At 60.0% G+C, this 19,786-nt stretch carries 20 protein-coding genes and 2 pseudogenes; 8 read left to right on the forward strand and 14 right to left on the reverse strand.

The window, feature by feature from the left end:
* Positions 1-257 precede the first annotated feature (257 nt).
* A complete protein-coding gene (locus tag AC1RVY_RS17855) occupies positions 258-1,400 on the forward strand; it encodes a PrpF domain-containing protein (protein ID WP_492807513.1) in 1,143 nt (380 codons plus the stop codon).
* A 67-nt stretch (positions 1,401-1,467) separates the two neighbouring features.
* The gene (locus AC1RVY_RS17860; protein ID WP_492807514.1) at positions 1,468-2,247 is read left to right on the forward strand and encodes an SDR family oxidoreductase; all 780 of its coding nucleotides are present in this window, start codon (positions 1,468-1,470) and stop codon (positions 2,245-2,247) included.
* 25 nt (positions 2,248-2,272) lie between these two features.
* Here AC1RVY_RS17860 and AC1RVY_RS17865 read toward each other — a convergent pair whose 3' ends face one another.
* A complete protein-coding gene (locus tag AC1RVY_RS17865) occupies positions 2,273-3,010 on the reverse strand; it encodes an AraC family transcriptional regulator (RefSeq protein WP_492807515.1) in 738 nt (245 codons plus the stop codon).
* A 374-nt stretch (positions 3,011-3,384) separates the two neighbouring features.
* Here AC1RVY_RS17865 and AC1RVY_RS17870 point away from each other — a divergent pair, with 374 nt between their 5' ends.
* From AC1RVY_RS17870 to AC1RVY_RS17895, 6 genes are all read left to right on the forward strand, one after another.
* A complete protein-coding gene (locus AC1RVY_RS17870; RefSeq protein WP_492807517.1) occupies positions 3,385-3,645 on the forward strand; it encodes a hypothetical protein in 261 nt (86 codons plus the stop codon).
* Positions 3,642-5,654 carry an FUSC family protein gene (locus tag AC1RVY_RS17875; protein ID WP_492807518.1) on the forward strand — a complete coding sequence of 671 codons (2,013 nt, stop codon included), beginning with the start codon at positions 3,642-3,644 and terminating at the stop codon, positions 5,652-5,654. The genes AC1RVY_RS17870 and AC1RVY_RS17875 overlap by 4 nt, the downstream gene beginning before the upstream one ends.
* Positions 5,651-5,863, forward strand: coding sequence for a DUF1656 domain-containing protein (locus AC1RVY_RS17880; RefSeq protein ID WP_492807520.1), 213 nt, complete (start codon positions 5,651-5,653; stop codon positions 5,861-5,863). Before AC1RVY_RS17875 ends, AC1RVY_RS17880 begins: the two co-directional genes overlap by 4 nt.
* 21 nt (positions 5,864-5,884) lie before the next feature.
* Positions 5,885-6,868 (forward strand): HlyD family secretion protein, encoded by a 984-nt coding sequence (locus AC1RVY_RS17885; protein WP_492807522.1) that lies wholly within the window; start codon positions 5,885-5,887, stop codon positions 6,866-6,868.
* Positions 6,865-8,322 (forward strand): efflux transporter outer membrane subunit, encoded by a 1,458-nt coding sequence (locus AC1RVY_RS17890; protein WP_492807523.1) that lies wholly within the window; start codon positions 6,865-6,867, stop codon positions 8,320-8,322. Before AC1RVY_RS17885 ends, AC1RVY_RS17890 begins: the two co-directional genes overlap by 4 nt.
* Before the next feature lie 89 nt (positions 8,323-8,411).
* A complete protein-coding gene (locus AC1RVY_RS17895; protein ID WP_492807525.1) occupies positions 8,412-9,353 on the forward strand; it encodes a LysR family transcriptional regulator in 942 nt (313 codons plus the stop codon).
* 2 nt (positions 9,354-9,355) lie between these two features.
* On the opposite strand, the pseudogene AC1RVY_RS17900 reads toward AC1RVY_RS17895, so the two are convergent.
* From AC1RVY_RS17900 to AC1RVY_RS17960, 13 genes and pseudogenes are all read right to left on the reverse strand, one after another.
* Positions 9,356-9,493 (reverse strand): annotated as a pseudogene (locus AC1RVY_RS17900) (oxidoreductase); the annotation flags it as partial.
* A 21-nt stretch (positions 9,494-9,514) separates the two neighbouring features.
* Positions 9,515-10,426, reverse strand: coding sequence for an alpha/beta fold hydrolase (locus AC1RVY_RS17905; RefSeq protein WP_492807819.1), 912 nt, complete (start codon positions 10,424-10,426; stop codon positions 9,515-9,517).
* Between the two features lie 64 nt (positions 10,427-10,490).
* Entirely contained in the window at positions 10,491-11,387 is an 897-nt protein-coding gene (locus tag AC1RVY_RS17910) for an oxidoreductase (RefSeq protein ID WP_492807821.1), read from the reverse strand.
* Between the two features lie 47 nt (positions 11,388-11,434).
* Positions 11,435-12,154 (reverse strand): XdhC family protein, encoded by a 720-nt coding sequence (locus AC1RVY_RS17915; protein ID WP_492807823.1) that lies wholly within the window; start codon positions 12,152-12,154, stop codon positions 11,435-11,437.
* 132 nt (positions 12,155-12,286) lie between these two features.
* Positions 12,287-12,478: pseudogene (locus AC1RVY_RS17920) on the reverse strand (XdhC family protein); the annotation flags it as partial.
* Positions 12,479-12,616: 138 nt separating this feature from the next.
* Complete coding sequence (locus AC1RVY_RS17925) at positions 12,617-13,495, reverse strand: alpha/beta fold hydrolase (RefSeq protein WP_492807527.1); 879 nt, start codon at positions 13,493-13,495, stop codon at positions 12,617-12,619.
* A 331-nt stretch (positions 13,496-13,826) separates the two neighbouring features.
* Positions 13,827-14,873 (reverse strand): 2,5-dihydroxypyridine 5,6-dioxygenase NicX family protein, encoded by a 1,047-nt coding sequence (locus AC1RVY_RS17930; protein ID WP_110961924.1) that lies wholly within the window; start codon positions 14,871-14,873, stop codon positions 13,827-13,829.
* Between the two features lie 21 nt (positions 14,874-14,894).
* On the reverse strand, positions 14,895-15,701 hold the full coding sequence (locus AC1RVY_RS17935; RefSeq protein ID WP_492807528.1) for an alpha/beta fold hydrolase: 807 nt from the start codon (positions 15,699-15,701) through the stop codon (positions 14,895-14,897).
* 10 nt (positions 15,702-15,711) lie between these two features.
* On the reverse strand, positions 15,712-16,413 hold the full coding sequence (locus AC1RVY_RS17940) for an isochorismatase family protein (protein WP_492807530.1): 702 nt from the start codon (positions 16,411-16,413) through the stop codon (positions 15,712-15,714).
* Positions 16,414-17,631, reverse strand: coding sequence for an FAD-dependent monooxygenase (locus AC1RVY_RS17945; protein WP_492807532.1), 1,218 nt, complete (start codon positions 17,629-17,631; stop codon positions 16,414-16,416).
* A complete protein-coding gene (locus AC1RVY_RS17950) occupies positions 17,628-18,140 on the reverse strand; it encodes a (2Fe-2S)-binding protein (protein WP_110961927.1) in 513 nt (170 codons plus the stop codon). Before AC1RVY_RS17950 ends, AC1RVY_RS17945 begins: the two co-directional genes overlap by 4 nt.
* The gene (locus AC1RVY_RS17955) at positions 18,137-19,000 is read right to left on the reverse strand and encodes an FAD binding domain-containing protein (protein WP_492807535.1); all 864 of its coding nucleotides are present in this window, start codon (positions 18,998-19,000) and stop codon (positions 18,137-18,139) included. Before AC1RVY_RS17955 ends, AC1RVY_RS17950 begins: the two co-directional genes overlap by 4 nt.
* The gene (locus AC1RVY_RS17960; protein WP_492807536.1) at positions 19,000-19,776 is read right to left on the reverse strand and encodes an SRPBCC domain-containing protein; all 777 of its coding nucleotides are present in this window, start codon (positions 19,774-19,776) and stop codon (positions 19,000-19,002) included. Before AC1RVY_RS17960 ends, AC1RVY_RS17955 begins: the two co-directional genes overlap by 1 nt.
* Positions 19,777-19,786: the final 10 nt, after the last annotated feature.

Below are 19,786 nucleotides of genomic sequence, written 5' to 3' on the forward strand. Positions count from 1 at the left end.
CACGTGTGGCGATCAACACCATGCCGCTCGCTGTTTGACGGAAGTGAGGCTCCGTTCGTTTAATGATCTTCAAAAATGTCTCCTGCTCGCGCAGCGCTTGCTACGGTGACAGGAAGTATGGGTATTCGTGACCAAACGGTCATTGCAGTTCTACTGCAGAAGCTTTAGTCAAACTAAAGCTAAATACCGAAGACAAACTAAAGAATCAACATACAAACTGAAATGACGATTTTCGGGTGGGCATGCATACTGAGGAAATGAAAGAACAAATCCGCATACCCGTCACCATGATGCGTGGTGGTACCAGCAAGGCTGTGTTTCTCGCTCAACGGGACGTTCCCACTGACCCGCAGGCACTTCAGACATTCCTTCTCGCTCTGTTCGGGAGCCCTGATGTTCGTCAGATCGACGGACTCGGCGGGGCCGACATTCTGACGAGCAAGTGCGCAATCATTGGAACACCCTCAAGACCAGACGCTGACATCGACTATACGTTTGTACAGATCGGTATCGACAAACCCACAGTGAGCTTCGAGATCGTGTGTGGCAACATTTCATCAGCCACTGGTGTCTATGCTCTACAAGAGCGCTTGATTCCGGTGCAGGAACCTGTGACTACAGTACGCGTGCACAACACCAACACTGGAAAGATCCTTCGGATGACGGTGCAATGCGCGGACGGCGAGCCGCGTGTGGAGGGCGACTGTGAAGTGGATGGGGTGCCGGGAACAGGCGCTGAGGTTGCATTGGACTACTCGGATACCAGCGGCGCAACTACCGGAAAACTGTTGCCTACCGGCCAGGCACAAGACTGGGTACACGTATCTAAACTCGGTCGCAAAATTCCTGTTTCTGTCGTCGATGTGGGCACAGCCTGCGTGTTCATACGCGCTGCCGATCTGGGTGTCACTGGCAAGGAGTTACCAGGTCAGCTCAGCCCCGACATCTACGAGATGGCTGAGGAAGTGAGGCGGTGGGCCGTTGATCGTTGCGGTCTGCCTCCAGAAGGCATTCTCACGCCCTACCAAGTTCTTATCGGCGAAGCGCAGGACTACCGCACTATCGCCAACCACCCCGTCGCATCGTCTGAGATTGATTTCGTCGCTCGCATGGTTCTTCATGGTGGCGCGATGCACAAGGCGTTCCCGGGCGGTGGCTCAGTGTGCCTTTCCGTTGCGGCACAGATCGAGGGGACGATTCCGGCCGAAGCGCGAGGGAGCCATGCTGGGCCCGCACGAATTCGCATCGGCCATCCGAGTGGGGTGATTCAGATCTTCGCGCATGTTGAACATACCGCCACCGACAATTGGACGGTGCGTGAAGTGCACTTCACGCGCACGGCACGACGCCTTTTCGACGGCACCGCCTACGTACGCCGGGCCCTTCTCGAAAAACCTTGATTCGATCAGCGGGACTGGCCCGTAGAACCATATTGCCGCAGATGAACGCTTTGACGAAATCCATTCCATGAACACCGACGATCTCTTTTCCCTGCAAGGCCGAACAGCACTGATTACTGGCGGTTCACGAGGTATCGGTCGCATGATTGCTGAAGGTTTTTTGTCCCGAGGCGCACGAGTCTACATTAGCGCTCGCAAGGCCGAGGCCTGTGATCTGGCGGCGCAGCAGCTGGCCAATAATGGCCCTTGCACTTCTCTGCCATACGACGTGTCCACGATCGCGGGCTGCCAAGCTTTGGCCGCGGCCTACTCTCAGCACGAACCCACGTTGGATATTCTGGTCAATAACGCAGGTGCGGCCTGGGGCGAGGACTTTGACGCTTTCCCCGAGAACGGCTGGGACAAGGTGGTGGATTTGAATTTGAAAACGCCCTTCTTTCTTACCCAAGCGCTGGCCAAGCCGTTACGCGCTGCAGCGCAAGACCGTGTTGGAAAGGTCATAAATATTGCGTCGACCGATGGCATCGGACTCAATCCCCAGGAGAACTATTCCTACGTCGCCAGCAAAGCGGGCCTGATACACCTCACACGGCGCATGGCGCTGCGTCTGGCCCAGGACAACATTGCGGTCAGTGGCATAGCGCCCGGGGCGTTTCCCTCGGAAATGAACCGCAACGCACGCGACCATGGAGACAAGTTGTCCGAGCACATTCCTGCAAGGCGCATTGGCACGGCGGAAGATATCGCGGGCGCTGCCATCTTTCTGGCCTCGCGCGCTGGGGACTATGTGATGGGCTCCACCGTAGTGGTGGACGGCGGTGTGACACACGCTCGTGCCTACAGGTAATCGACCCAGGCAGAACGGGTGTGCTTCACCCACCTGCCTGAAGCCGGTCGCTGATGTACGTCGCAGGGGGCTTCCCAAAAGCCTTCTTGAACATCGTGATAAAGGCGGGCGGCGACTCGTAGCCTAGATCGTAGGCCACTTGCTGAACAGTAGCCCCGCCAGACAACTCGCGCAGCGCTACGATCATTTGCAACTGACGGCGCCAGCGTCCAAAACTCAGGCCTGTTAGCGACGTGCACAGGCGATTCAGCGTTCGCTCGCTCATGCCGATTTCAAAGGCCCAGTCCTTTTGAGCTCTACGATCAGAGGGGTCAAGCATCATTGCGCGCGCGATCTTTCGAAGCCTCGGATCCTCAGGCATTGGCAGGAAAATTTCTTCTACCGGCATTGCGCAGAGTTGGTCCAACAACACATGAACAAGTCGATCTGTTGGCCCGCCGACCTCATAGGACGCCGGTAACCCTGCAAGATACTGAATCATCTCGCTCAACATTGGACTGATGCGCAAGGTACAGCAGTTGACGGGCAGCGAAGCCGCTCCAGGGGCGATAAACAAATAGAAAATCACAGCATTCGCAGTACTATGGTTGCTGTGGGGAGTACCGCCGGGAATCCACACGCCGGCCTGCGGCGGAACCATCCATAAACCACCAGGCACATCGCAGGAGACTGCGCCGCGTAGTGCAATCACGAGTTGGCCAGACTGATGTTCGTGAATGGGGATTTCGCGCTCGCGGGCCTCCACATCCACACGAAGAGCCATGACTGGTACGGATGGCTTGTAATTTAGATCTGGCTCCCTGACTTTTGCGCTTCGCATAGCTTTGGATCATCGTTGTCCTGACACCCCACTAGGGTTGAAGGACCAATTTGCGCCCCTGGAGCGAAATTGATCGGCCAAGCTTTCAGGCTTCAGCCGGCGGTCTCAGCATCGACTCTGCAACGTTAGTGCACTTGGGTCGCCGCCGCCACGAAAGTCAGGAATGCACCTCTAGGTCATAACCTGGCTGGACAACAAGCCGACTTCAGATCGGCTAAAAGCTGCCACCACACCTCACTCGCGAGATGACCGAAAAAAGAAATCACTCGTCCTAGTTTGCAATTCTAGTCTGGCTTGCTCAAAAGTAGCATTGCCATATGAAAATGATTCGCAATAAGAATGTGGTGAGCATGGCCAAATTGCCTCGCATTTCTCAGACGGTGTTGCCGGGCCTTGGCGCGGCGCATCGGTCACGCAAAGCCTGCAGAGACTTCACAAGAAATATCTGCGAGCGAACAGGCTCACTGCTGAAACGAACGGTTCTTGCGCGAGAACCGGCGCATCTCAGTGGCTTGGCTTACCAACGACTGCGCGATCGCGCCAGCGTCAGCGCGTTTTCTCTGGACGACGCCGCATGATTGCGCTGCCTCGTTTCTCCCGAGAAGAATTGCTCTTCTCTCTCAAGAGCTTTGCTGCTGCCATGCTCGCACTGTACTTGGCCAGTCGCTTCGGCTTACCTCGGCCCTTTTGGGCCATGATGACGACATACATTGTGGCTCACCCCCTCGTCGGCAATGTGCGCTCCAAGGCTCTCTACCGCTTCTTAGGTACCCTGCTCGGATGCGCGGCCGCCGTCGCGCTTGTCCCCTCGTTGTCCGCCTCGCCAGAGCTTCTGTCCCTAGCCTTGGCACTCTGGGTAGGACTGTGCCTTTACTACTCACTGCTGGACCGCAGCCCGCGCTCATACATCTTCATGCTGGGTGGCTACTCGGCCGCGATGATTGGCTTCCCTTTAGTAGAAACACCCGCAGCGATGTTCGACACGGCCATCGCTCGGGTTACCGAAATCGGACTGGGAATCTTGAGTGCTAGCCTAGTCCACAGTATTGTGCTTCCTGTCGGCTTGGCCTCCTCTGTATTAGGGGTCATGGATCGCGCACTGGGCGATGCGCGCCAATGGCTATCTGACCTGCTTCACGCAAAGTGGAATGACGAGGAAATCGCCGCGGATCGTCAACGGTTAGCCCTGGACATCACGCAATTGCGTCTGCTGTCCACACATGTGCCCTTCGACACTACAAACCTGCGCTGGACAGCGGTCGCCATTGGAGCCTTACAAGACCGAATTTCCGCACTCATACCAGCGCTGTCTGCGGTAGACGACCGCCTCGGAGCAATAAGTAAAACCGCAGGCGGCATACCGAACGACATCATCGCAACCCTCGCGCGGCATACCAGCTGGCTGGACTCCATTGCGACCAAGGTGAAAGCTAACGAAGCGTACGCTGGATTTCACGCTATCGGGGAGGCACCTGCGGCTTCGCCATGGGTGCGTGCACTTCGGATCGACTTGGCAATCCGCTTGCAAGAACTTGTCGCTGGCTGGCGCGCTTGCAACGCCCTGCGCAGCGATATCGAAGCGGGACTTACCGGCGTTGCAGCGCCATTGCGTCGCAACACAGCCTTGGGTAGCAGGGTGCTTCATTTCGACCGCGGGATTGCGATGCGCTCAGCTATCACTGCCGTGCTCGTCACTGGCATCTGTTGCGCTCTCTGGATTGCTACTGGCTGGCATTCGGGATCTGGCATGGCCATGAGCGCTGCAGTCTTTTGCAGCTTCTTCGCCACCATGGACGATCCCGTACCAGCCATGCACAAATTCATCACGGCACTTCTGTGGTCTCTGCCAGTGTCCGTCTTTTATGTCTTGGGCGTCATGCCGCTAGCACATGACTTTGGCATGCTGGCGCTGTGCATCGCTCCTCTGTTTCTGGTGGTTGGATGCTATATGGCACGACCTGCGAGCTCCTTGGCTGCCCTTGGCATGTTTTTCGGCGTCGCCGGAACTCTCGCCCTGCAAGATACGGCCAATGCCGATTTAGTGAGCTTCATCAGTTCCAACTTGGCATTGTTTTTAGGCGCGCTTATAGCGGCTCGCGTCACGGCGCTGGTGCGCAGCGTGAGCCGTGACTGGACTTCCGAGCGCATACGGCGTGCAACGTGGAGCGACCTTTCCGAAATCGCAACCCATCAGCAGGATGCAGGCGCACACGACGTCTTCATCGGCCGCATGCTAGACCGGATCTCACTATTGGTGCCGCGAGTATCACCCAACGGTGCTGACGAAGTCCGCATTACTTTAGACGGAGCGTTACGGCAATTGCGCCTTGGTGCGGACATCGCAACGCTACGGCTGCATTCTGAGCACCTTCCTGCAAAGCCGGCCAGCCGCCTCTTCAAGGAACTAGCCCTTTTTCTCAAAGCGCGGGGCGCGGATTCGCTTGCACACCAAGAGTCGTTGCTGCCTCAGATCGATGGGCTGCTAATTGACTCACTGGAAAAGGACACCGAGTGGCGAGCCATCTCCGCACTCGTGGGTCTTCGCCGCAACCTCTTTCCATCAGCTCGTGCCGCACTACAACCATGATTGAAGTCAATTTCTTTGGTGTGCTACTGCCTTGGCTTTTGCTCCTAGCTGGCGGTGCTCTCGCGTGTTCCTGGGCAATGCGTCGCCTGCTTGCAGTCGTTGGTTTCTACCGATGGGTCTGGCACCCCGCCTTGTTCGATCTAGCGCTGTACGTCTTGGTGCTCTACGTCTTGGCCTATCTCACCGGCGCCATCTCCACCTCTGCTTGAAACCTACTTGTTAGATCACTCATGAAACTTAAAACAATAGCATTCCCAATGCACGCTTCTCGCCTCGCACGTCCGGTCGTTCGTCTTGTTATCACCGTGCTGATGGCGGCCGCCGCCCTTTACGCTAGCTGGCAGTTGTGGGACCACTATGAACTTGCCCCATGGACGCGCAACGGGAGAGTGCGGGCTAACATCGTGCAGGTAGCGCCTGATGTGTCTGGCATGGTCGCGGACGTAGCAGTGCAGGATAACCAGTACGTTGACTCCGGAGCTTTACTGTTTTTGGTGGACAAAGCTCGTTTTCAGCTGGCTGTAGAGCAAGCCGAGGCCGCTTTCGCAACGCAGAGTATCGCGATCAGCAACCAGCGCATAACGCTCGCACAAGCGCAGCGTGAGAGCAAGCGGAATACTGAACTGGGCGATTTGATATCGTTGGAAGTCCGCGAGCAATCACGCCTGAAGGTAGACCAGGCAAAAGGCATGCTTCTTTCGGCCGAAGCAGCATTGCGGCAAGCGCAGATCGCCCTGACTACTTCAAGGTTGAACCTGCAACGCACGGAAGTGCGGGCCCCCAGAGCTGGGATCGTGACCAATCTTGACCTCCGCAAAGGCGCCTATGCAGCCGTCGGCCACCCCGTGATGGCATTGGTAGATGCGAGCTCGGTCTATGTTGAAGGCTACTTCGAGGAAAACAAACTAGCACGGATCCATTTGGGCGACCGGGTAAGAGTGACCCCTATGGGTGCTGCGCCGCTCGAGGGCACCGTTGAAAGCATCGCTGCCGGTATTGCCGACCGCGACCGCAGCACCACCGCAAACTTGCTTCCAAGTGTCAACCCCACCTTCAATTGGGTGCGACTTGCACAGCGCATTCCCGTGCGTGTGAAACTTGATCAGTTGCCCTTGGGCACCCGTCTGGTAGCAGGCCAGACGGTCACGGTAGAAATACTCGAGACCGTCAGAGCCAAGCAAGCCGCCGATCTACCATCAGGAGGGCAAGGATGAACACCATGTATCGACTCCTAGCCACTGCAGTTGCCAGCGGACTATTGGCAGGTTGTGCTTACTCGCCTGTTGGACCGGACTACGTGGCACCTGCTGTTCTCGCGCCCGAACAGGCGGCCTCCGAAAATGGATTCCAGTCTGGCAAGGGATACACAACCGAGGCCCCCCTTACGCAGCATTGGTGGCGGCTCTACAACGACCGGCAGCTAGACAGACTGGTGACGCAGGCTTTGAAGCACAACACCGACCTGCGACAGGCCATTGCCAACTTGGAGCGCGTGAAGGCGATAGAGGCCCAAGCAATAGGGAAGAGAGAGCCGACAGCGGCCGTCAGTGGTGGTCCGGGGTTTGGGCACGCCTCAGGTTTGAGTCTCCTACAAAGAGATGCCGAGCCACCTAGCCGCGGAACGTACAGCGCGGGTATGTCCTTGTCATATCAACTGGACATGTTCGGTCAACTGCACCGCGCGATCGAAGCGGCAGAGGCTGGAACCAGCGCCGAACAGGCGGCAGTAGATCTGGTGCGAATCAACGTCGCGGGAGGTACAGCTCATGCCTACGCGAGCGCCTGTTCAAGCGGGTATCGCTTGCAAACTGCAGTGGAGTCTGTGCGCCTTCAGGAAGAGGCGATCCGACTTTCGGAACGGCTTCAACAAGCGGGCAAGGTGGGCAGAATTGACGTACTACGTGCACAAGGCCAACTGGAGCAACTACGTGCTTTGCTGCCCCCGCTTCAGGCCCAGCGCCAAGGTGCGCTGTACCGGTTGGCAACGCTGACTGGCGCAGCGCCTCGCGATTTCCCCGCCGCAGTGGCAGATTGCGAGAAGCCGCCGCAGCTAGCAGGGCTGCTTCCAGTGGGAAACGGCGGAGACCTTTTGCGTCGACGGCCTGACGTTCGGAAGGCCGAACGAAACTTGGCCGTCGCCACCGCTCGCATCGGAATAGTCACCGCCGATCTTTACCCAAAAGTGGTTTTCGGACTTTCGGCCGGATCCTCTGGATTCATCGAAAAATTCGGAAATCGCGAGACGCTCAGTTACAGCCTGGGTCCATTGGTCAGTTGGACGCTACCTAACACCAGCATGGCTCGCGCTCGCATCGCACAGGCCGAGGCAGCAACGCGGTTTGCAGCTGCCAGCTTCGAAGGGACTGTGCTGACGGCATTGCGCGAAGTAGAAACCTCCCTTGATGCCTACGCACGCGAGTTGGAACGCCATGCTGCGCTGACGGCCGCGCGAGATCAACATGCCACTGTTGCCAAGCAGGCTCGACTGCTTTATGTGAGCGGTAAGACCGGTCAGCTCGAAGCGTTGGATGCAGAGCGCGCACTCGCAACCAGCACAGCCGCGCTAGCTACTTCTGCAGCCCAGCTGGCCGATGACCAAATTGCCGTTTTTATGGCTCTAGGAGGAGGCTGGGAACCTGAAGAAGTCCTCACGAAAACGGCACCATAACTAGAGCCTGTCCTATGTTGAACCTCGAATTTTGGCCAAATAGGAATCACCGATAGGGGCTGTCGGACTTATCGGTATTGAAGAATCTGATGGATACACTTGACCTTCTGAAGACCTTCATGGAGGTTTCGAAATTGGGTAGCTTCTCGCGCGCTGCGAACAAGCTAGGTATTTCGAACCCTAGTGCAAGCAAACATGTTGCGACTCTCGAGGCTCGCTTCAATGTGCGGCTACTGAACCGCTCCACGCGTTCCGTGACGCTGACCGATGCTGGAAGACTTCTACAGTTGCGTAGTGCGCCACTGGTGGAGATGGTCGAACTGACGCAGAGGGAGCTACAGGCGCATAGCTCACATCCAAGCGGACGCCTGCGCGTCGCGGGACTTCATGGGCTTGTACAAACGAAATTCCCCAGCATCCTGAGCGAATTTCTCACGCTTTTTCCAGAAGTGCATATTGACCTCCAGATCGGCAATCGCGCGGTCGACCTAGTAAAGGAAGGGGTCGACGTCGCCATAAGGTACGGGCGAGTCGGGGACGAGAATCTGATCGTGCGTCGTCTTCAACGTGTAGATCTCGTCCTCTGTGCCACTCCTAGCTATTGGGCCAAGCGCGGCATGCCAAAAACCCCCGACGATATGCTAAGGCATGATGTGCTCACGTACTCCATATGTGACGTTGCACCGCACCTCCCGTTCGAAGTTGATGGTGTGCCATACAACCTTCCGATCAATGGCCGTATGGATTCAAACGACTCGTGCGCGCTTATCGCGGCGGCGCTCGACAGCATCGGCGCAGTGTGCGTCCCGGCGTTGCTGGCGCAGCCGCACACTGAGCGTGGCAGCTTAGTCCCTGTGCTCAAGAATTTTATGCCGCGTGATATTTGGCTCTATGCGGCGTACGCGCAGCGCCGACACAACAGCGCAGCTTTACGAGCCCTACTTGAATTGCTGGAAGTGCGTATGCGCCGTGTCGCACACAGCGATTCACCCAAGGGAAGGGGTACTTTCGCCCGCACAGCTGGCGCATAGATCAGTGGTCGACCCGGTTCGCGATCTGTAAGGATAGATGTGCACATATTGGCTGGATACGCTTGGAACATGGCGAGGATTTTCTGAGGCACCTCGTCGCCAAATTCAGCGTCCTCCGCGCGAGCCACGGCTAAGCACTCCCACCAATGACTCTCCGTAGCCTACACGTCGCCACGCACAAGCTCCATCACTGCATCGGCAAACACCTGCGGTACTTCTTGCGGCATGTTGTGGCCCACGCCCGGCACAAAGCGGTGCTGGCGCGGCCCAGTGAAGCGTGACGCGTGCTTACTTTCGTCTGCGGGCGCGCGCACACCGTCGTCCAAGCCGTCGAAAGTGAGTGTGGGCGCCACAATGGGCGGCTGTTGCGCCAGTTGCGCTTCAACGGTCAGCAGCGCCGGGTCGCCAGCAACCAAGCCAAAGCGGTGGCGGTAGCTTTGTATGACCACAGGTACAAAGTCGGGGTTGTCGAATGCAGCGGCGCTGCGTTCAAACTGCGCTGCAGTGAAGGCCCAAGTTGGCGACCAAAGCTTCCATAGCAGCTTGCACACCGCCCGACGATCTTGCAACAGGCCTTGCTCACCGCGCGGGCTGTTGAAGTAATACTGGTACCAGAGCCGAAATTCCTTTTCCGGAACGTCAGGGCGCATGGCGCTTGCGATGTCCTGGATGTTATAGCTGTTGACCGACAGTAGGCCGGCGCAGCGATCGGGCCACAGTGCCGCCACTACGCACGCGGCGCGGCCTCCCCAGTCGTAGCCGGCCAGCACAGCGCGTGGCACCGCCAGCGCATTCATCAAGGCCAGCAGGTCCGTGCCCAGCGCTGCCTGTTCGCCCGAGCGCGGCGTATCCGCCGACAAAAAGCGCGTGGGCCCGAAGCCGCGCAGGTAGGGCACGATAACGCGGCAGCCCTGTGCGGCCAGCAGTGGTGCCACGGCCTCGTAGGTGTGGATGTCGTAGGGAAAGCCGTGCATCAGAAAGACAGGCGGGCCGCTGGTCGGGCCCAGCTCGGCATATGCCACGTGCAGCGGGCCGGCGTTGATGTGCACCAGGGATTCAAAAGGCGTGGACATGTGTCGGGGCGCAGGTGCTTGTTGATGATGAAGAGTGGTGACGGCGTCATCGGGGGCCACAGGATCAGCCGGGGCCGTCGCTCGCGGCTGCAAGGAGCGGAACCAACACGTCGCTGATCGGCGTCGGGATGCCATGAGCCCGGCCACGGCGCGAGACGACTCCGTTGCGAATATCCCATTCCAGTGGTCGGCCCGCTTCGCGATCGGTAAGTATTGAAGTGCCCATGTCGGCGGGAGACTCCAAGAACTTGGTGAGGATTTCCTGAGGCACCTCGTCGCCAAGTTCAGCGCGCTCGGCGCGAGCCACTGCCAGACATTCCTGCAAATAGGCAAGGGTGAGTCCGGAGATGTCAGACCTCCCATACATACCTGAACGCCTGTGCGTGAGCGCCATGAGTCCTGCCACCGCGTTCTGCAGCAACTTGCGCCACGCCAATGAGCTGAAGTTCGCCGCCAAGTCTACGGAGCATCGAGAACCTCGCAGCGCATCGGCCACCACGCAGGAGGCCAGCGTGTCTGGCAGACTGACACGCACATCGCCGCGCAAGAGGACGGAACCGTCGGATTGCGCCTGCGCAGGGAACCACACTACAGCAGGGACGAGCCGCCCCCGTGGGGAACAAGCGGCAACCCTCTCTACCTGTTCTACCCCATTTTGCAGAACACATATAACGGTTTCCGGGCCGCTTAACGCCGCGAGCCATTCTGCCGCCGCATCGATTTGCGTCGCCTTGACCGCGAGAAAGACGAGGTCGACCGTGCGATCGATCTGTGCGGGATCCGTCCGGACCGGACCGGGAACGGTGATACGGCGATCGCCATCCTGAAGCGTCAGGCAACCGCGGGGCGTACGCCCGCACAGCAACGGCGTGCGACCGACTTCGTGCAGTGCCGCCGCAACTGTAGTGCCGATGGCACCAGGACCAACGACAGCAATGGATGTATTGGCTTGTGTTTTCATGAAGCGGATCTCTTCGACTCCATCGAAGTTGCTCATCAATCGGTTGCCTACGAGACGGTAGTTCGTTTGTTCGGGCCTTGCATGTTCAGCATTTCCTTTGCCGGAGCAACAAGCATCTCGCGGGGAACTTGGACTGCATTCTTCACCGCCAGCACTTCAGCCATGATGCTTACTGCGATTTCCGAAGGCGTCTTGCTACCAATAAAGACCCCGACCGGCGCTCGCAACTTTTCAAGATCGTTCAGCGCGATGTCAAAGTGCTCATGCATCCTTTGCCGACGGTTCTCGGAATTCCGGCGACTCCCTATCGCTCCCACATAAAAAGCTTCCGACTTCAAGGCCTCCAATAACGCGAGGTCGTCCAGTTTTGGGTCGTGCGTAAGAGCGATAACGGCGGTACGACGATCCGGACGGAACAGGACTACTTCGTCATCCGGCATGCCCTTTGTCAAGCTCACGCGTGGTACGGCCCACGAATCGGTGTACTCCACCCTTGGGTCACACACCGTCACGGAGAATCCGCAGAAAGATGCCATGGTCGCCAAGTACTCCGTCAGCTGCCCTGCGCCAATCAGCAACATTCGGTATTCGGGACCGAAGGTGTTGATTACATATTCGATCGTAGCTACCAGCTCCGCCGGATTGTCGGCTTTGGTGAGGGAGACTTCACCGTCACTAACACGCACTCTCCGGTGCACTAAGCCACCATGCGTCAACACATCCACCAAGCGTTCGAGCGATTTGAGTTGGGGGTTGGGCTCTGCCATCAATTCAATCGTTCCGCCACAGGGCAGACCAAACCTGTGTGCCTCTTCGCTAGATACGCCGTAGGTCAGTATCAAAGGCCCCCCAGACTTCGAACAAAGGCCCGCGCCGCAATCTGGAGCCGTAGCTTTTATGATCAGGTCATCCTCGATACACCCTCCGCTAACAGACCCTACGACCCTACCGTCTTCACATAGCGCGAGCACCGAACCTGCAGGGCGAGGAGATGACCCCCAGGTTCTAACGACAGTCACGAGCCAAGCGGCCTTTCCCTCACGGCGCCAGTCTCTCAGGGTACGGAGAACAAAAAGGTCAAGGTTGTCCATAGCTGTTCTCCTTGGTCATAGTGGAATGCAATCTGCCAACTTTCGCCACTCTGGCATACGGTGTGCGTGGCCCATTGATTTGCTCAAACTGAGCGTTCTGCCAACGCCCCTCGGAACCACGATCAGACCTGCTTGGAATCAATGGTTTATTGAGAAATGATCCAAGATGCGACCCAGTATCTCGTTGAATTTCTCAGGTTGCTCGTACTGCACCCAATGTCCAGCTTGAGCTATGAGCACCAGTTGCTGCATACGTGGCGCATGCGCCAGTGCATTCCCAATGACCTCCAGATGATTCCGATAAATAACGTCTTCAGCGCCCCAGATGCCTGCGACCGGACATTGGATCTCAGGGAGTAACCGCAGTAGCGCGTCTCCAAATATCAGGCGCCGACCAGTCATGCGATCTCTCACGACGTTTTCCGCATGCAGTGTCACAGCAAGTTCGTCGATGGCTCGGTCTTGAGACAGCATCAACGCGCCAAGATTGTGCCGATGCACGGCGCGGCGATTCTCCCCTGGCTCTTCCCTATTCCAAGGACGCAGGTTGATCGCTGGGGACGGAATAGCGCTGAGCGCCGGAGCCCCTACCAGCACCACGTTTGACAGGAGAGAGGGGGTACGTACCGCGAGAAATCCCGCTACCAACGCGCCAAACGAAAACCCGACGACGTCGATTTGCACATATCCAAACAACTCGCGAAAGCTATGCGACAAGCAATCAGCGACAGCATCTGCATCGCCGCCCCTCACTGGTGCAGCGGAATCGCCAAAACCGGGTAGATCAGGCGCCCATACGCAGCGGCCTTGTTGGGACAGCGCGGCCACATTGCGCACCCAGTGCGTCCAACTGCCTGCGCCCCCGTGTAGAAGGACAACCGGCCGGCCCTCACCCCAACACCGCCAGACCATGCGCCCTGCACCACAACTCGTGTAGTGGTGACGCGCAGCCTTGTCCAGTTCATCCACATCGGCGAATGAGTTAACGCGCAGAGGAATGGAAGATGGTGACAGCATGTCGACCTCTGAAATTGGCCGAAGAAAATGCAAGCCGCTTTTTTCCAAGCAGCTTTCCACTCTGAAATGCGCTCTGGGCTCTCGCGCGAGTCAGATTCATGGGCTTGAGGCCAATCTCGTTCATTCAGTTTGCAACCATTCAGTTCTGCCTTGAGATAGTGCTTAAGTTTTTCGCAAGGTCACTCTGCACTGCCTGAAGTCTGTCAGACTTGGCACCGCGTGTCGCTCGATGTTTTCTACGTATCGTTTAGAGCAATTGAAGTGCTTATACGTCTCAGTTCAGGAAGCTCGATGGCTGGGCTAGATTGGCTGCGCAAGAAGAGAACCAGCGCTACACAGAATCAGACCCGACCCGCATGGCCGGGTGCACCACATCACCCTTGTCAAGAATCTGCAAATCGTCCAACCAGAGGCTGCATCGGCGCATTGGCAGATCCAAGTGGCATGCAGTGTCGTTGGTGCCACCAAGTTCGAGGTTTGGCCCGAGGGAAAACAGCACGTTGCCATAGAACGCCAAGGCATTCATCACGTGCTCCGACGACAGTTGACGCGTCACCGAGAACTGGTACCAGCGCGCCTTTTCATTGAGCCCCCACCCGATGTGGGAGATGGCATAGGCCCGTGGATCATGGAAGCTGTCGATATAGCTCCTGAGCAGCTCGGCGTCCGTGCCGTCGCCAGTGATTTTGACCACCATGCCCTTCTCCACGTGCAACGTTATCGGCGTCTGCACATACTGTTTGAAGGCGCAAAGAATGTCCCCCGGCTGAAGCACCACGACACCGTCCACTTCCCCGTCATTGCCTTGCGTGAACGAAAAGCCGGAGGGAAAGTGGTCCCACCGTCCGGCCTCGGCCGTGAAGCCGTACTCGGAGATGACCGGGTACTGCCCCAGCTTGTAGACGATGTCGGTTCCCGCGTCCGATGTGAAGCGAAGCTGCTTCGCCGACTCCAGGAGCGTCTTGGCGAACTCGACGCGCCGCTGCAGGTCCGCGGTCGGAAACATCTGCTTGAGCACGTGGAAGGGCTCCATGACGCGCAGCACGCGCGCACCCGCGGCCTGGATCTCCGCCTGCTCCCGGGAAAACAGCAGGCCCACCATGTCGATCACCAGGCTGGCTGCCTTGAGGGTCGCCATGGCCAGGGTATTGCCGACGAGAGGATGGCGACCTTGAACCCCCACTGCATTGGCCTGCTCGCGGCGCACATTGAGGTTGAACGTCATGGCGCCCAGCTGACCGGCCGCGGCCATGAACGCATGCGCGTTGTCCGCCCACTCGTCACCCGCCGTCAGCACCACCACGGTTTCGCCCGGCTTCACGCCGCACAGGGTCAGCTCGCGCGTGAACAGCTCAAGAACTTCGGCATCGACTCTCACTTCTGGCTCCTTCCAACAAGATCAGTATTGGTGGCGACGCAGCACGTCGCCCAGCACCGCGCTGAACCGCGCGAAGTCCTCCGCCTGCATCTGATGCCCCACGCCCTCTATCCGGGCGAGGTGCAGGCCGGGCCGAAGGCCTCTCATCTCCTGGGCATCCGCTTCGGAGACCACGCCACCCTCCTCCGCGCAGACGAGCGATACAGGGACCTGGATCGCCGCCAGGTCGGCAAAGAAGTCCTGGCCATGGAAATCGTCATAGGCCGCATACACGGCGCGCTCGTCGCAGCTGGCCAGCCACTCCGCCCGCAGCCGCTGCAACGGCTCTGGCCAGGGCCGCGCGCTGCTCTGGCGCATCGCCTCCAAGCCTTCCCCTCGCTGGGCGGCCCGAAGCAGACCGAGGGTGCGCGCCAGGGGCACGGGGTAGGGCCGGCGTCCGGGACCACTGGTCGGCGGATCGAGCAGCACCAGCGAGTGCGCGAGGCCGGGGTTGCGCGCCACCGCCCGTGCCGCGATACGCGCGCCCATCGAGTGTCCGATGACCAGCGGCGCGCTGCTGCACATGGTGTCGAGAAAGGCTTTCAGATCAGCCGCGCAGGCGTCGAGGCCGTAGTCCAGGTGAGGTCCGGCTTCGGACAGGCCGCGCCCCCGCACGTCCAGGACAAAGCACCCGTGGCTGTTCGCGAGCCAGTCGCCAACGTGGCTCCACAAAATGGCCGGGCTCACGATGCCCGGCACGATGACCACCGGCTGACCCTTGCCCGGAAAGTGCAGGTAGTGCTGGCGAATGCCATTGGCCCGGACATGAAAACCTGTGCCGCCGTTCACGCCAGTCCCCTCACGCGACCTGCCGCAGCGCACCGACGAGTTCCTCTGTCGGCATCACATCGGCATATTTGCTGGCCATATCGAACAAGTTCACCGCGTGCGAGGTCTGCGACCGGTCATAGACCGCGTCCTCCGGCACCACCACCTTGAAGTTCAAGGCACAGGCGTCAATCGCCGTCGCTCGGATGCAGCCGCTCGTGGTGCATCCGGTGACAACAACGGTGTCGACACCGAGCCCCACCAGGTGACTCGTGAGCGGTGTGCCGTGAAACGCGCTAGCCTGAAACTTGGGGATGAGGATGTCCGCGGGCGCGGGCGCCACCTCCGCCACGAAGTCGTAGCCGTGCTGGGGAATGTCCATGACGCCGGGGACTTTTTGCTCGAACTGGCCCCGGTTGTGGGGGCCCTTGGGCGCGACATACGGATACAGGATAGGCGCGCCCATGCGCCTGAACACCTCGACCAGTCGCGCAATGTGCGGCAAGGCGCGCCAGCCGTATTCGCCGCAGCTGGTCGGCAGCGACTCGATCGCTTCCTCGATGGGCAGGGGCTTGTCGCCCATTGAGCGGTACTGCACGTCGATGATCAACAGGGCCGGGCGCTTGCCCAGGCCCGTCGGCATCCCCCATCCCGTCTTGCGGTAGAGGGCTTGTTCGTTCTCGGGAATGACGCCGTCCCAGGGACGCCCGCGCGTTTTGATGGCGGTCAGCATTCAGATCTCCACCGTGGTGGCGTCATAAGCGAGCAGCCAGTCGTATCGCTCGCGCACCACGGCGGGCGACCAGTTTTTCTCGATGTACCGGCGGGCGGTTTCGATCTGTTCCAGGGCCGGGTCGTGGAAGACTTTCAGCATGTCCATCGAACTTGCCTTGGTGCGATTGGCGCGCGCCACCCGGGCGACTTCAAACCGCCGCAGCGCGGCCTCGATGTCGCCCGGCTGAGCCTCCAGGCAGCGCGCCAACACATAGGCGTCTTCAAAGGTCATGTTCACCCCCATGCCGAGATAAGGCGTCATGGAATGGCAGGCGTCTCCCACCAGCGTCACCCTGGCGCGAGACCAGTTGGCCAGCGGATCCCGAACGAACAAGCCCCAACGGAACAAATTCTCGGAATTGATGAACAGGTCGAGGATGTCCTGGTTCCAACCCTCGAAGTCCTTGAGCGCGTCGGACAACTCGCCGCGCTCGGACCAGGACTCGGCCTGCCACACCTCGCTGTCGACTTGCGCTGAAAAGCTCACGAACTGCTCCCCGTTGCGCTGCACGGGATAGCAGGTCACATGCGCCGTGGGCCCGACCCACGTCGAAGCGAGGGCGCGACGGTGCTGCGGCTTCAGCTTCGACATGGGCGCCAGTCCCCGCCAGGCATTTGCGCCGGTGTACCGAGCGGGCGACTCGCCAAAAATGGACTGCCGCACCCGTGAATGCGCACCATCGCAACCGACCACCGCGTCGCCCTCGATGGCCTGGCCGTCATCCAACAGCAGGCGCGCCCGCCCCTCGACCGTCTCCGCCCCCACCGAGCGAACGCCGAAATGCACAGCGCCGGGTTTGAGCTTGAGCACCGCTTCGTACAGGATGCGCTGCAACTCTGCGCGCAGCACCTGGATGAGGGTGTGGTCGACCTTGGAGTCTTTCGCATCGCGGTTGTAGACCGAGTACTCCTCCCCTGTCTTCCAGAAGCGGATCACCCGGTCCTCGGGGTCCAGGTTGATGGCCTGCAGCTCCTTCTTGAGACCGAGCTTTTCCATGACGCGGCTGCCGTTGGCCGAGATCCAGAGCCCCGCGCCGACCTCGCGCAGTTCGGGGGACTGTTCGTAGATGTCCACGTCGAAGCCCTTTTGCAGCAGGGCGAGCGCCAGACACAGGCCTCCCATGCCGGCCCCTGCGATGATCACATGCCCTTTGCTGGGTGTATTGTGTTGAGTCATTTTTTCTCCGGTTCAAAACTCAGTGGGTTGTGCACGAGGTCCTGAATGGCCTCGAGAATCTTCACGTAGCCCGTACAGCGGCAAATGTTGCCGCGCAGGAAGTGGCGAATGGTTTCTTCCGACGGGTTTTCGTAGAGGGACAGCATCGACTTGACCGCCAGGATCATTCCCGGCGTGCAAAAGCCGCATTGCAGCGCGCCGTGGGCGATGAACGCACGCTGCACCGGGTCCAGCCGCCCCTCGTAGGCCAGGCCTTCGATGGTGGTCACGTGGCGGTTGTGCACGTCCGCGCACAGCGTGGTGCAACTGGACGTCGGCATGCCATCGACCAGCACGGTGCAGGCGCCGCAGACCTGGACGTCGCAAGAGCGCTTCGTTCCGGTCATTCGCAGCCGCTCGCGCAGCACGTCAATGAGTAGCTCGCGCGGCTCGATCTCAAGGGACTGCTCCGTATCGTTCAGCGAGATGTCCACCCGGATGAGCGGAAAGGCAGGTGTGGCATGGCTCATTTCAAGCATTCCTCCAAGACACGCTTGGCCAGCACGGTGACCAGGTGTCGCTTGTAGTCGGCACTTCCATGAAGGTCGTCGTGCGCGGTCAACTGCTCGGCCTCCGCGCTGACGACGGGTTCCAGCGCGCGCCAGGCCACCTCGAAAGATGCGCCGGGCGAAAGGCTTCGGGCCGCCTCCTCGGTGCGCACGAGCGCCGTGGGCACCGCGGCGATGGCGCCCACCCACAAGTGCAGCCGTTGCGGCCCCTGGGGGCACCACACCGCCGCCACGCCGACCGCTGGGCGCTCGGTGTGGCCAAACGAGCGGTACGCCGACCGGTCGCCGGGTCGTTGGGGCGGTATCTCGATGGCGGCCAGCAATTCGTCGTCCTCCCTCGCCGTGGAAAACTCTCCCAGGTGAAAGGCGCGCGAGGGCACCACCCGCTGTCCCCGAGTGCTTGCCAGCACGAGACGCGCATCGAGTGCACAGAGCATCGTCGGCGCGTCGGCATGCGGCTCCGCGAAGCACAGGACTCCGCCCAGCGTGCCGGCAACCCGTACGCGGATGTTAGCCACATGCTCGCTGAGATGGGCATAGCCCGGCAGATGCTGGCGAACCAATGGATCGTTGGCGATCAGGTGATGCGTGCACAAGGCGCCAATGCGAAGCCCGCCGTCGTCCAGTTGCCGGATGCCGCGCAGTTCCTCCAACGGCTTGATGTCGATCACATGGTCGTACTGCAGCACACGGGCCTTCAATGCAACCAGCAGCTCCGTGCCCCCCGCGTGAAAGGTGGCGGCATCGCCGAGACGAGCCTTCAGCGCCAGGGCCTCGTGCAGGCTGGCCGGGCGGTGCAGGGTGAAGCGCGCTGGACGCATCAGTCGGCTCTCCGACCGAGCCCGGCGGCCACGCCCAGCAGCGGCGCGACCAACCACCAGCCAGGCGACTGCTGGAAGGCGGTGGTGGCCGCATAGGCCACCACGCAGGCCACGGCCACGCTGATCCCGACACGCGGCCATTGCAGCACCAGTTCCACCCCGCGCGCGGGCCGCTGCGCCGCGGGAGCGGGAGCAGAAACGGGAGCGGGAGCGGGGGCAGGGACGGGTCCGAGCGGGGCAGGCGCGGCCGGAGCGCTCCCCAGCGCAGCGCTTGCAATCACCTGCGCGGGCGCCACCGGGGCCGCCTGCTCCGGCGAGAACCCCGCCAGTTCGTTGCGCAGCCTCCGCTCGAATTCGGCGAACAGTTCGTCGGACTTCTTCTTCACGACTGGATAGCCCAGGGACGCCAGCTTGCCTGCCACTTGCATCTGCGCCTCGACGCCCAGCACGCACTCGGGGCCGCTCTCGCCTTGGCGTTCGTTCAGATTGACCGCCATGTGCACCTCGATGGAAGTGCCCGTGAGCTTGTCCCGCCCTTGGGCGCTGAGTTCGACGTGGCGCTCGAGCGTGTAGGCGCCAAGCACGATCGTGGTCGGCAGCTCCAGCTTGAAAGGCCCGATCTTCTGCTTCATCAGCGCGGAGAACGCCTTGAGCGGCTCGATCTCCGTGACGTTCTCGCACCCGGGGATGAGTCCCGCGACCCGCTGCACGTCGAAGAAGATGGCCCACAGCTGGGCGGCGGATGCCGGCAGGGTGGCGTCGATTCTGAAGTCCATGTTGTCCTCG

This window comes from Acidovorax sp. GW821-FHT11A03, from assembly GCF_058809075.1.